At 37.2% G+C, this 12,504-nt stretch carries 14 protein-coding genes; all 14 read left to right on the top strand.

The window, feature by feature from the left end; genetic code table 11:
* The first annotated feature begins 269 nt into the window (after nucleotides 1-269).
* Nucleotides 270-1,550, top strand: coding sequence for a transcription termination factor Rho (rho, locus tag D9782_RS02160; RefSeq protein ID WP_026681798.1), 1,281 nt, complete (start codon nucleotides 270-272; stop codon nucleotides 1,548-1,550).
* Between the two features lie 156 nt (nucleotides 1,551-1,706).
* Nucleotides 1,707-1,952 carry a type B 50S ribosomal protein L31 gene (locus tag D9782_RS02155; RefSeq protein WP_026681797.1) on the top strand — a complete coding sequence of 82 codons (246 nt, stop codon included), beginning with the start codon at nucleotides 1,707-1,709 and terminating at the stop codon, nucleotides 1,950-1,952.
* 254 nt (nucleotides 1,953-2,206) lie between these two features.
* A complete protein-coding gene (locus D9782_RS02150) occupies nucleotides 2,207-2,836 on the top strand; it encodes a thymidine kinase (RefSeq protein WP_121603957.1) in 630 nt (209 codons plus the stop codon).
* Nucleotides 2,837-3,254: 418 nt separating this feature from the next.
* Nucleotides 3,255-4,325: a peptide chain release factor 1 gene (prfA, locus tag D9782_RS02145; RefSeq protein ID WP_026681795.1), complete on the top strand. Its 1,071-nt coding sequence runs from the start codon at nucleotides 3,255-3,257 to the stop codon at nucleotides 4,323-4,325.
* Between the two features lies 1 nt (nucleotide 4,326).
* Nucleotides 4,327-5,187 carry a peptide chain release factor N(5)-glutamine methyltransferase gene (prmC, locus tag D9782_RS02140; protein ID WP_121605795.1) on the top strand — a complete coding sequence of 287 codons (861 nt, stop codon included), beginning with the start codon at nucleotides 4,327-4,329 and terminating at the stop codon, nucleotides 5,185-5,187.
* An 84-nt stretch (nucleotides 5,188-5,271) separates the two neighbouring features.
* Nucleotides 5,272-5,898, top strand: coding sequence for a stage II sporulation protein R (gene spoIIR, locus D9782_RS02135; RefSeq protein ID WP_121603956.1), 627 nt, complete (start codon nucleotides 5,272-5,274; stop codon nucleotides 5,896-5,898).
* Between the two features lie 69 nt (nucleotides 5,899-5,967).
* On the top strand, nucleotides 5,968-6,369 hold the full coding sequence (locus tag D9782_RS02130; protein WP_026681792.1) for a GNAT family N-acetyltransferase: 402 nt from the start codon (nucleotides 5,968-5,970) through the stop codon (nucleotides 6,367-6,369).
* 430 nt (nucleotides 6,370-6,799) lie between these two features.
* Complete coding sequence (locus tag D9782_RS02125) at nucleotides 6,800-7,828, top strand: L-threonylcarbamoyladenylate synthase (protein WP_121605794.1); 1,029 nt, start codon at nucleotides 6,800-6,802, stop codon at nucleotides 7,826-7,828.
* Between the two features lie 266 nt (nucleotides 7,829-8,094).
* Nucleotides 8,095-8,646, top strand: coding sequence for a manganese efflux pump MntP (locus D9782_RS02120; RefSeq protein ID WP_026681790.1), 552 nt, complete (start codon nucleotides 8,095-8,097; stop codon nucleotides 8,644-8,646).
* 119 nt (nucleotides 8,647-8,765) lie between these two features.
* Complete coding sequence (locus tag D9782_RS02115) at nucleotides 8,766-9,233, top strand: GNAT family N-acetyltransferase (protein WP_026681789.1); 468 nt, start codon at nucleotides 8,766-8,768, stop codon at nucleotides 9,231-9,233.
* Between the two features lie 162 nt (nucleotides 9,234-9,395).
* Nucleotides 9,396-10,001 (top strand): low molecular weight protein arginine phosphatase, encoded by a 606-nt coding sequence (locus D9782_RS02110; protein ID WP_026681788.1) that lies wholly within the window; start codon nucleotides 9,396-9,398, stop codon nucleotides 9,999-10,001.
* Nucleotides 10,002-10,016: 15 nt separating this feature from the next.
* On the top strand, nucleotides 10,017-11,312 hold the full coding sequence (locus D9782_RS02105) for a methyl-accepting chemotaxis protein (RefSeq protein WP_026681787.1): 1,296 nt from the start codon (nucleotides 10,017-10,019) through the stop codon (nucleotides 11,310-11,312).
* Nucleotides 11,313-11,372: 60 nt separating this feature from the next.
* The gene (rpiB, locus tag D9782_RS02100) at nucleotides 11,373-11,780 is read left to right on the top strand and encodes a ribose 5-phosphate isomerase B (RefSeq protein WP_246484630.1); all 408 of its coding nucleotides are present in this window, start codon (nucleotides 11,373-11,375) and stop codon (nucleotides 11,778-11,780) included.
* 91 nt (nucleotides 11,781-11,871) lie between these two features.
* On the top strand, nucleotides 11,872-12,384 hold the full coding sequence (locus tag D9782_RS02095; protein WP_371414005.1) for a TIGR01440 family protein: 513 nt from the start codon (nucleotides 11,872-11,874) through the stop codon (nucleotides 12,382-12,384).
* Nucleotides 12,385-12,504 lie beyond the last annotated feature (120 nt).

The raw sequence follows: 12,504 nt of genomic DNA, 5'->3' as shown, positions 1-12,504 counted from the left end.
GTAAATGATGACACAACCTCTAAATCTTTAAGATTTTCTATGATATTTGTCATTATGGTGTTGAATATTAATCATCAAAAGAGTATTATGGTATATGTTTAATACATGATTATATCGTTGGACTTCTAATCTAGCTTCCGAAATTTTCTTCATTTCTACAAGGACAGACCTTCCAAAAAAGAAGTGAAAATCACAAACTCGTAATAATGCAATGGGTTTTAGTAATTATATTTTTTCTATGTTTAATATTAAATAGGCGTGGTGATTTTATGGCAGGATTAACTATCTCCCATCTGGAGACGTTAACATTGAAAGAAATTTATGCATTAGCAAGGGAGTATAAAGTCTCTTATTATGCAAAGTTAACGAAAAAAGAACTTATTTTTGCAATTTTAAAAGGACAGGCTGAAAAAGATGGGTATCTATTTATGGATGGGATTTTAGAGATTATTCCATCAGAAGGATTCGGCTTCTTAAGACCTATTAATTATTCCCCGAGTGCAGAGGATATTTATATATCTGCATCGCAAATTCGTCGCTTTGATTTACGAAATGGGGATAAAGTATCTGGTAAAGTTCGTCCACCTAAAGAAAATGAAAGATATTACGGGTTATTACATGTAGATGCGGTAAATGGTGATGATCCTGAAACAGCGAAGGAAAGAGTTCACTTCCCAGCTCTAACGGCATTGTATCCAGATCGTCTAATGAAACTTGAGACAGAAACAAATAAATTGTCTACGCGTATCATTGATTTAATGACACCGGTAGGTTATGGTCAACGAGGTTTAATTGTTGCACCCCCTAAAGCTGGTAAAACAATGCTTCTAAAAGAGATCGCAAACAGTATTTCTGAAAACCATCCAGATGCAAAGCTTATTATTCTACTTGTTGATGAACGTCCAGAGGAAGTAACTGATATTGAAAGATCTGTACATCCTGATGTTGATGTAGTAAGTTCTACATTTGATGAAGTACCAGAGAGTCATATTAAAGTTTCAGAATTAGTGCTGGAAAGAGCAATGCGTTTAGTGGAGCATAAACGTGATGTTATTGTGCTAATGGATAGTATTACGCGGCTGGCGCGAGCATACAATCTGGTTATCCCTCCAAGCGGGCGTACACTTTCTGGTGGTATTGATCCTGCGGCATTTCACCGTCCAAAACGATTCTTTGGAGCAGCGAGAAATATTGAAGAAGGCGGAAGCTTTACAATTCTTGCTACAGCATTAGTTGATACAGGATCACGGATGGATGATGTAATTTATGAAGAGTTCAAGGGCACAGGTAACATGGAATTACATTTAGATCGTAACCTTGCCCAACGTAGAATCTTTCCTGCAATTGATATTCTACGTTCAGGTACAAGAAAAGAAGAATTACTTGTAGAAAAAGCCCATCTAGATAAAATGTGGGCAATCCGTAAAACAATGCAAGATTCAAATGACTTCCTCGAACGTTTCCTAAGGCGGCTTAAATCTTCAAAAAATAATGAAGAATTTTTCCAATTAATGGACGAAGAAATGAAACGCCGTGGCACTAAGAGGTAAAGCGTCAACTTCAATTATTTAATTCTATACTATTGCATTCAGATGGCCAGACTGTTATAATCTTTTTATGTGAGTTTAGATAAGGTATTGTACCTATGACGGCTCTTACAATAACTCTGTTTCCAAAGGACTCAGGGCAAAAAGGAGTGGAATAACATGAAAAAGGAAATTCATCCAGAATACAGAAAAGTAGTATTTCTTGATACAAGCTCAGATTTTAAATTCTTGAGTGGTTCAACAAAGTCTTCTGACGAAACAATTGAGTGGGAAGATGGTAACACATACCCATTGATTCGTGTGGAGATCAGTTCAGAATCACATCCTTTCTACACTGGTAAACAAAAAGCTGATAAAGTTGGCGGCCGCGTAGATCGATTCAAGAAAAAATATAATATGAAATAAATAGCAGGAACACGTTGATGTCCTAGCTAGAATTATTGAAAATAACCTTAAAAACAGGCAAAACGTCTAATCTTTGCCTGTTTTTTACTTTTTACTACGAGAGAATGTGGAAAGAGGACGAACCAGACGTTATCATGTTATTCTGATATATTAACAGCGTTTTTTAATAAATGCTTTATTTCCATGTAAGGTAAAATAAATGACGGGTAAACTACTAAGATACATTGTAATTATTGAAAGAGAGGACACTTATCATGTATGTGATGAAGCAAAGTGGTTGGGTCGAAGTAATATGTGGCAGTATGTTCTCTGGTAAATCTGAAGAACTAATCCGCCGTGTTCGTCGAGCAACCTATGCAAACCTATCAGTACGAGTGTTTAAACCAGCTATTGATAATCGATATGAAGAAGAGGCAGTTGTTTCGCATAACGGTACTTCAATTATTGCTAGACCGGTGAGTAGTTCAGATGAGTTATTAGAGCATATGGATGAAAAAGTAGACATCGTTGGCATTGATGAGGTCCAATTTTTTGATGAGAATATAGTTGACACAGTTGAAGAATTAGCAAATAAAGGGATTCGTGTGATTACTGCTGGCTTGGATACAGATTTTCGCGGAGAACCATTTGGACCAATGCCGAAGCTAATGGCTTTAAGTGAGTCGGTGACGAAGCTGAATGCCATCTGTCCGATTTGCGGTTCACCAGCTAGCCGTACACAACGTTTGATTAATAATAAGCCCGCTTCGTATGATGATCCAATTATTTTAGTCGGAGCATCGGAGTCTTATGAGCCAAGATGCCGCCATCATCACGAAGTGCCTAATAAACCAACGAATACTATTTTAAATAGCTTATCGAAGCTATCAAGATCAAGGGGTTGACTAAAAGCAGCTCCATACCTACATACTGGAATATACTCGCTTTCTGCGTCCAGCCCTCTTGGGCTTTACATCGTTTCTTTTTTCGCAGGAGCCTCGTATATTCCAGTTTCTATATTAAATATAATCCCCACTAATTGAAGTTTCGCTTTATATATCCTTTGTTTTTACTGTTTAAAAGCGTTTTAAACCCGATAAACTGGTTGTATAAGAATAGAATGATAAGAAGGAAGTACAAGCGACAACTAAACATTTGGTTTTAAGTTAAAATTGTTTTGTACTTCGCTGTATAACAATGCATAAATATATTCTGTATGTGTAATAGAAAAAATCATATAATAGATGAGCAAGTGGGTATAACTTTGACCTCATAACGTGAGTATACTATAATTATACTGTTAATCAGAAAGAGGTGGCCGTGATGCTAGAACGTTTACAGTCTTTAGAAGATCGTTACAATAAATTAAATGAAATGTTAAGTGATCCGGAAATTATAAATGATTCCAAGAAACTACGTGAATATTCAAAAGAGCAAGCTGGGCTGGAAGATGTTGTTCAAGCTTTTCGAGAGTATAAAGATATGACATCCCAACTGAAGGATGCAAAGGAAATGCTAGAAGATAATCTAGATGAAGAAATGCAAGAAATGGTGAAATTGGAGATAACCGAGCTCAACGATAATATAGTAGAACTAGAAGATAAAATGAAGATTCTTCTATTACCAAAAGACCCCAATGACGATAAAAACGTGTTCATGGAAATTCGTGGTGCAGCTGGTGGTGATGAAGCAGCACTATTTGCTGGAGATTTATATCGTATGTATTCTCGCTATGCAGAGCAGTATGGCTGGAAAATTGAAGTAATGGAAGCGAGTACGACAGGTGTTGGTGGCTATAAAGAAATTATCTTTATGATAAACGGTAAAGGCGCTTTTTCTAAACTTAAATTTGAAAATGGTGCACATCGGGTTCAACGTGTTCCGGAAACAGAATCCGGAGGAAGGATTCATACCTCTACAGCGACCGTGGCAGTCCTACCGGAAGCTGAGGAAGTGGAAGTGGATATTCATGAAAAGGATATCCGTGTTGATACGTTTGCATCCAGCGGACCTGGTGGGCAAAGTGTTAATACTACGATGTCAGCAGTACGTCTAACACATCTTCCAACTGGAGTTGTCGTTTCGATTCAAGATGAAAAATCTCAAATTAAAAATAAAGAAAAAGCTATGAAGGTACTTCGTGCCCGCATTTATGATAAGTATCAACAGGAAGCGCAAGCCGAGTATGATGAAAATAGAAAATCTGCTGTTGGTACTGGAGATCGTTCGGAGCGTATTCGTACGTATAATTTCCCGCAAAATCGTGTGACAGATCATCGAATCGGTTTAACTATACAAAAGTTGGATCAAATATTGCAAGGTAAACTAGATGAATTTATTGACGCATTAGTTATGGAAGAGCAAACTAAAAAGCTGGAGCAAATTGGTGAATAGTATGAAAAAGAATAGGCAATATGAAGTCCTCGAATGGGCTTCTCTTTTTTTAGAAAAGCATCATAGGGAAAAAAGAGTAGCAGAACTTATTCTGCAGCATCACCTACAGGTTTCACGCTCTGAATTTTTTGTGACAATGCGTGACTCCGTACCGGAAGAAGTGATAGCAAGATATGAAAAGGATATAGTAAAGCATGCTAAACAAGGGGTACCCATTCAACATCTGATTGGCTATGAATCATTTTATGGTAGAACATTCCATGTTAATCAACATGTACTTATCCCTAGACCAGAGACAGAAGAGCTTGTACAACATGTTATACAATATACAAATTCGAAGATTGTGGATAAGATACCAACAATTGTGGATGCGGGGACTGGAAGTGGCATTATAGCGATTACACTTGCGTTAGAATTAAAAAATGCCTCTATATATGCCACTGATATATCTAATAAAGCATTGGCTACAGCAAGAGAAAATTCTCAGCATTATCATACCAATATACGTTTTTATCAAGGAGATTTTTTAATACCATTAATAGAGCAGCATATGCAGGTAGATATTATTGTTTCAAACCCTCCTTATATATCAAGAGATGAGGTATCAGAATTATCGGATACTGTTAAGAATTTTGACCCCGAGCTTGCCTTATTTGCCGATGAAAATGGACTTGCAGCATATAAACAAATTCTATCCCAGTCTAAACAGGTATTACGTAAGAATGGCTGTATTGCATTTGAAATTGGTCATGAACAAGGTGAAGCTGTGACATTCCTAGTGAAAAAAACGTATCCTAATAGTGACATAAACGTTCTAAAGGACATAAACGGCAAGGATCGTATCTTGTTTGCAAAGCTATAAAAATATGATTTTATCGAATACTAGTTTAAATTTATCACTTCCTGACAATACTGTTTTCTATAGTTAGTAGGGAGGTACAGGATAATGAAGAAACTAGTATTTTTTGTTTTTATAATAGTTATTATTATGTTAAGTATACCTGCACAAATTACCGGTAAGGATACCGATGAAAAGGGTATGAATCAATCGTATCAAGTAATACCTGATGATGCCATTCGCTTACGAATTCTAGCGAACAGTGATAGTGAGGAAGATCAACAATTAAAAAGACTTGTACGAGATCGAGTAAATGAAGAAATCACCAAATGGGTAGAAGAGATTACAGACATTGAAGCAGCTAGAAGATTAATAGAGGAACGTACACCAGAAATTAAGGAAATAATAGCTAATGCTATGGATGAATCAGGAAATTCTAATGCTTTTCAAGTGAAATATGGAAAGAACGTAACGTTTCCAGCAAAAGTGTATGGTTCATACGTCTACCCAGCTGGTGAATATGAAGCGGTTCTCATCACGATAGGTAAGGGACAAGGTGCTAATTGGTGGTGTGTTCTATTTCCTCCATTGTGTTTTCTTGATTTTTCAAATGGTACTAGTGCTGTAGCTGCTGAATCGAAGGAGAAAAAGGAAGCAGAGAAGCAAGAAATGGCAAAGCAAGAGGAAAAAACAGAGGTCAAATTTTTTCTATTTGAATGGCTAGGGTGGTCATAGATATACCATTTTTTGCATAGAATGAGGTAAATGGTTAAAGACTATTAAATCTAGATAGAGGTGAATAAAATGAATTTAATTCCAGCTTATAAAGCTTCTTCTGAACAAATAGAGCATTTTTTAAAAAATAACCCTAATGTGAATCAAGAAAGTCTACTTCGGAAAGGGTATGTGGTTGAATTAAGAGGAGAGATAGAAGGTTGCTTTATACTAGAAGAAATGGAAGAAGGAACTTATTGGTTAAAGCAACTATATATTACACAATCAGAAGCGGCGCATCTTCCTGTTTTATTAGAATCTATCCTTTTAATGGCTAAGCAGCAGCATGCTGAGCGAGTATATGTGCATAGTCATCAGCCGGTTGTTGATATCTTATTGGAAGCGTTACAATTCCATCCACAAAAGGAAAAAGTTTTCGTGGATAAGTATGATAAATCAAACGGTAATTGGTGGTTGTATCATGTGTCCTAAGGAATTCCACAAACATATCAACAAAAACTGTGGATATCCACCGTATTTATTGTGGATAAATGTGTATAATTCAAACATTAGTTAGTATAACTAAATTATTAAAGAATAATGCTGTGGATAAATTGAATTGTGATGATGTGTATAACTTAACTCTCTATAGTTATCTAGTTGAAGGGAAATTAAGATGAGTCACTTCTTGCTTTCTATGGGAAATGCTTAGAATACTCTAGGATCAACAGCTGCTTGTTCATTTAGGAATCGACCGAGGGTGTTTTTCATTTAGCTTCGAATTTTATTTTTCAAGTTTCAAGGAAAAGATAAGTTAGGGAACGTACAGAGTATTTATGCAAGCTGAATGTATACTTGTTCCATTGCGAAAACATCTGCTATCTACTAAAATGATTATAGTAGAAAAGAGGTAACAACATTGATGGAAACAAAGTATTGGAAATTAACAAAACAAGAAAAAATAGATATAGAGATGATTCAAGAAGCCTCCACACTTTTGAAGCAAGGCGAAACGGTAGCATTTCCAACCGAAACAGTTTATGGATTAGGTGCAGACGCTACCAATTCTGAGGCGGTTAGCAAAATCTTTGCAGCCAAGGGTCGACCTCAGGATAATCCGCTTATTGCACATGTTGCTAATAAACAACAGTTAGAGCGACTTGTGTGTGGATGGCCCGCATATGTGGATAAGTTAATGGAAGCTTTTGCTCCTGGACCGCTTACTTTTGTTTTGCCGAGTAATGGGGTATGTGCAGAAAACGTAACAGCGGGCTTATCAACCATTGGCGTGAGAATCCCAAGTCATCCGATAGCAAGGTGGTTACTCCGTGTATGTGATCTACCAATAGCAGCGCCTAGTGCAAATTTATCAGGAAAGCCTAGTCCTACTAGTGCGGAACACGTTTGGACTGATTTACAAGGGAAAATTGCTGGGGTAGTGGATGGCGGAGCAACTGGTGTTGGATTGGAATCAACGGTGATAGATTGTACACAAGATATTCCTATTATCCTCCGTCCAGGTGGCATTACACAGGAGGAAATAAAAGAAATAACTGGGGCTGTTATGATTGATCCAGCTTTGGCAAATCAATCCGAAAGACCTAAATCACCAGGTATGAAATATAAACATTATTCACCAGAAGTTCCTTTATATATTGTGGAGGGTTCTTTAGAAGCGATTCAACGAAAAATCAACCAGTTGAAAATGGAGGGAAAGCTGGTGGGCTTAATGGCAAGTACAAAGGCTACCAACCATTTAACTGCGGATGAAGTCATCCCGCTAGGAGATAATCTTACTCAAATCGCGTCAAAATTATATGATGCATTACGAACGTTCAAGAACGGAAAAGTTGACATTATTATTAGTGAGTCCTTTTCAGAGAAAGGGATCGGACAGGCAGTGATGAATCGTTTAAAAAAAGCTGCAAGCCAGTATATAGAATTAAATTGAGGCAATGCCATAAGACGAATATATGTTCGATTGATTCGAATGTCTTTAGGTCATACCCTTCTGGTACTAGCAATCAGTAAAGCTTCACTTTATAACTGGAGAAAGCCAGACAAGTTCGAAATTTAGCTGAAACGTTTCGAATCTGTCTGGCTTTTGCTTTCTATAAAATCTGATTGTTAGGTGGTCTGTATAAATCACTTTCCCTATGTTCATATTCCATGTAGGACATGCATATAGTTTATAAGCGTGTCCTAGGGGGATTATCGATGTCGGGGTATATTGGAGAATTTACGGCTTTGTTGTTTTTATCGTTAGCACTTGGCCTAGACGCATTTTCTGTAAGCCTGGGATTGGGTATGCAGCGCTTGCGTCTGAAACGAATAGCGTTAATAGGCATAGTCGTTGGACAATTTCATGTCATTATGCCCTTTATAGGAATCATTTTAGGGAGAATAATTTCGGAACAAATTGGTCATCTAACGACACTAGCTGGAGGGCTATTACTCATAGGTATTGGTGCACAAATAATGTTCTCTGCATTTAATCATCAAGCAAAGAAAATCATCCAGCCTATAGGAGGAGGACTGATCTTACTAGCATTCGGACTGAGTATTGATAGCTTTTCAGTGGGACTTAGTCTGGGGATATCTGGAGTAAAAACAATTGTGGCGTTATTGCTTTTTGGAATAATTAGTTCCATCCTTTGTTGGGTCGGATTGCTCTTAGGTAGGAAGGTACGAGGATTCCTAGGTGTTTACAGTGAATTATTAGGAGGTAGTATTCTAATCGGATTTGGGTTTCGATTATTGTTTGGGTAAGCCCGATTGTCATTATAATCTATAATTATTGATTCAGATAATGAGAGCGTATTATATTTTATTCGCTTTCTCGGGTAAGCTTATGGTGAATAGAAAACAAGCGACTCAGGAGGAGAATCATGCTATCTAATCTTACGTTTAGGCTTGCTAATCTCGATGATCTCAATGACATTGTCAAGTTACTAGCTGATGATAAGCTTGGGGAAGTAAGAGAAAAATATGAAAACCCATTACCTCTAAGCTATCACCAAGCTTTTCAAGCCATTGACTCAGATCCAAATAATAGCTTATGTGTGGTAGAAAAGGAAAATCGAGTGGTAGGTGTACTGCAAATTACATTCACACCATATCTTACATACCAGGGAGGCTGGAGAGCAACCATAGAAGGAGTAAGAATTGATGCATCTGTAAGAGGACGTGGTGTGGGGAAGAAATTTATGGAGTGGTCTATTCAACAAGCTAAGGAGAAAGGTTGCCATGTTATACAGTTAACGACAGATAAACAACGACCAGATGCACTAGCTTTTTATCAACAGCTTGGATTTACCAATTCTCATGAAGGATTGAAATTACATCTTGAAAATTAAGCTATTGTAGTCAGATAGTCGTACTTTAATTAAGAACTGATTCTCAGCGCTGGTTACTAGCTGAGAATTGGTTCTTTTAAAATGTAATAAAAAGGTGGTGGTTTATAGGAAGACGAATATGGTATATTGGAGAAAGAGTTTAGTTATCGGAGGTTCCCTTTTATGAAATTATTGTTTGTTTGCACAGGCAATACATGTCGCAGTCCAATGGCAGAAGCTTTAGTGAAACATAAAATACCAGAAGCAGAAGTACAATCGGCTGGCATTTTTGCTGCGGAAGGTCAGTATGCAAGTCCAAAAGCCATAGAAGTTTTAAGACAAAAACAAATAGTGCTGAATCATCAATCGCAACCAGTCACAAATAAGCTTTTGAATTGGGCAGACGTTGTTTTGACAATGACAACACAGCATAAGCAATCACTTATAATGGAATATCCTAACTATCAGGATAAGTACTATACGTTAAAAGAATACGTTTCCGAAGCCGATAAAGAAGTATGGAAGAAATTAAAGCAGTCATATGCGGAATATGAGGAAAAAAGGTCACTATTTATCCAAGAAAATCAGCATAAGCTAGATAATTCTCTCTTAGACCAACAGATTCAAGAGTATCTTGCAGAAGACATAACTAATATTCGAAGACTCGAGGCTAATTTAATTAACTACGATATATCAGATCCCTTTGGTGGAGATTTACGAATATATCAAGAGACACTAGATGAATTGGATAAATATATCGATCTACTGCAAAAAAAATTATCAAAATAGGCAGGGGAACGTATTATGGAAAAGAAAAGATATCGTTTTAGTTTACGGCTGAAATTAGTGTTGTTTACGACAGTATTAGCACTGGTAACGTATTCGGTTAGTGCCATTTTTATTTATGTTGTCTTTAATTATGTGCAAAATTACTGGGAAATCTCTGAACAACTATTTACGATCGGAACACTTATACTTGGTATTATTTGGTCAGGGATATTAGCATTTTTTGCAGCCCGTTTCATAGTAAAACCACTAGAAAAGCTTGAAGCCGCTGCATCTGATGCTGCTAAGGGCAACCTGAATCAAGTTATAGAAATTTCTAAATCGGATGATGAAATCAGAGCACTTGGAATCTCATTTGACAAAATGCTTAAAAATCTGACGAATATCGTACATAATATAGATAGGCATTTTGAAAGTACAAATAAATCAGTTATTCATATTAAAGATGCTTCCGATCAGGTTACGCAACATTCTACCTTAATACGCTCGTCAATTGATGATATATCAAAAGGGGCAGAGAGCTCATCAGAAGCTATTCAAAATACTGCTGAAGCAGTTGAATTGGCAACAGAGCTGGCACAAGAGGTTCAGCGTAAGGCGACACACTCAAAAGAAAAATCTGGAGAGATGCTCGACGTCCTAAATCACAGTAAGCTAGCTGTTAATCAACTCGTTGATGGTATTCAGAAGCTAGCCAATGAACAGGAATTATCATTAAAGGATGTTGACCATTTAAAGCAAAATGCCATACAAGTTGAGACGATTATTACCTTGGTTGGTGAAATCGCCGAACAAACAAATTTACTTGCATTAAATGCTTCAATTGAAGCGGCGCGTGCGGGAGAGCATGGAAAAGGTTTTGCAGTAGTAGCTGATGAAATTCGAAAATTAGCTGATCAGAGTGCACAAGCAGTACAGCAAATTTCTGCGTTAATTGCTGCAATTCAAAAAGATGTCTCTGGTGTTGTTGCTAAAATTAACGAAAATGTTTCCTATGCAAAAGCAGAAGCTGCTAATGGTAAAACAACGAACAAGGCAATTGCGCAAATGTCAGGTTCTGTTGAGAATGTAGCTAGTGAAATTGATCGTATCTCGGAATTGGTGGATCGCCAATTAAAATCTATTGAGGATACCGTAAAGCAATCACAAGAGGTTGCTGCGATTGCTGAAGAAACATCGGCTGGAGCAGAAGAGGTAAATGCAGCAATTCACGAGCAAGCATCTACGATTGAACAAGTGGATCATTTAGCACATGAATTAGAAGAGCAAGCTAAGAGCTTAAATCAGCAAATCAATCAGTTTAAAGTAAATTAGTTTGGTACTAGAAAGGAGCAACAAAAAGTGAAGGTAATTGTTACTGCAGATCACGCAGGAATGACTGTCCGTAATGAAATAAAGGACTTACTAGAGGAGATGAACATTGACTATGAGGATGTTGGCTGTAGCTGTGAATCGTCAGTAGATTATCCAGACTACGCATTACCGGCAGCAGAACGAGTAGCCAGTGGAGAATTTGATCGAGGTATCTTTATTTGTGGAACGGGTATTGGAATGTCGATTGCAGCGAATAAGGTAAAAGGTATTCGTTGTGCCTTAACTCATGATGTATATAGTGCGAAATTGACACGCCAACACAATAATTCAAATGTTCTTGCTATGGGGGAACGTGTTGTCGGTCCAGGTCTTGCTCGTGAGGTTGCAAGAATTTGGCTAGAAACGGACTTCGACGGTGGACGTCATGAAAATCGAATTAACAAAATTACAACGTATGAAGAGCAGTAAGGCAAGCTATGGGCTTGCCTAGACTTATATCACATGGTAGGTGATAAAAATGTTCGAACTTCTGAAGCAAATGAAGCTAGAATTGTCTAATATGCAAACGGAATGGGAGAAATCAGGTTTCTTACATCAAGGTGAATTATTTGTAGTAGGATGTTCTACCAGTGAGGTAGCAGGGCAACAAATTGGTACTTCTGGAAGTGAAGAAATCGCAGAAGTCATTTTTGAACAGCTAACTGAATTACAAATAAAAACAGGTATTCACCTCTCATTTCAATGTTGTGAACATTTAAATAGAGCAATTGTCGTAGAACGAAAAGTAATGCAACAATATAAATTAGAAGAAGTATCCGTGATTCCTACCCGTCAAGCGGGTGGATCAATGGCATCGTATGCTTATAAACATTTGAAGGACCCAGTGATTGTCGAATGTATTTCGGCACATGCTGGTATAGATATTGGAGAGACAATGATTGGGATGCATTTAAAATCTGTAGCAGTTCCTATTCGTTTTCAACAGCGTTTTCTCGGTAATGCGAGGGTTGTAGCAGCATATACTCGACCAAAAAGAATTGGTGGGCATCGAGCTGTCTATGCTAGTAGTTGACACAGCTATTCACAAATTATTAATTATTCACATTAGGGTCACTGTTCAAATTATTGGATGAAAGTCTATTGAAATTTATTCCAATGTTTTGAACAACATCTGAAGTGATTAAAATACATA

Origin of the sequence: Virgibacillus sp. Bac332 (genome assembly GCF_003667785.1) — a bacterium.
Classification (GTDB): domain Bacteria; phylum Bacillota; class Bacilli; order Bacillales; family Amphibacillaceae; genus Virgibacillus; species Virgibacillus salarius.
This window is presented reverse-complemented; position numbering and strand designations above follow the sequence as displayed.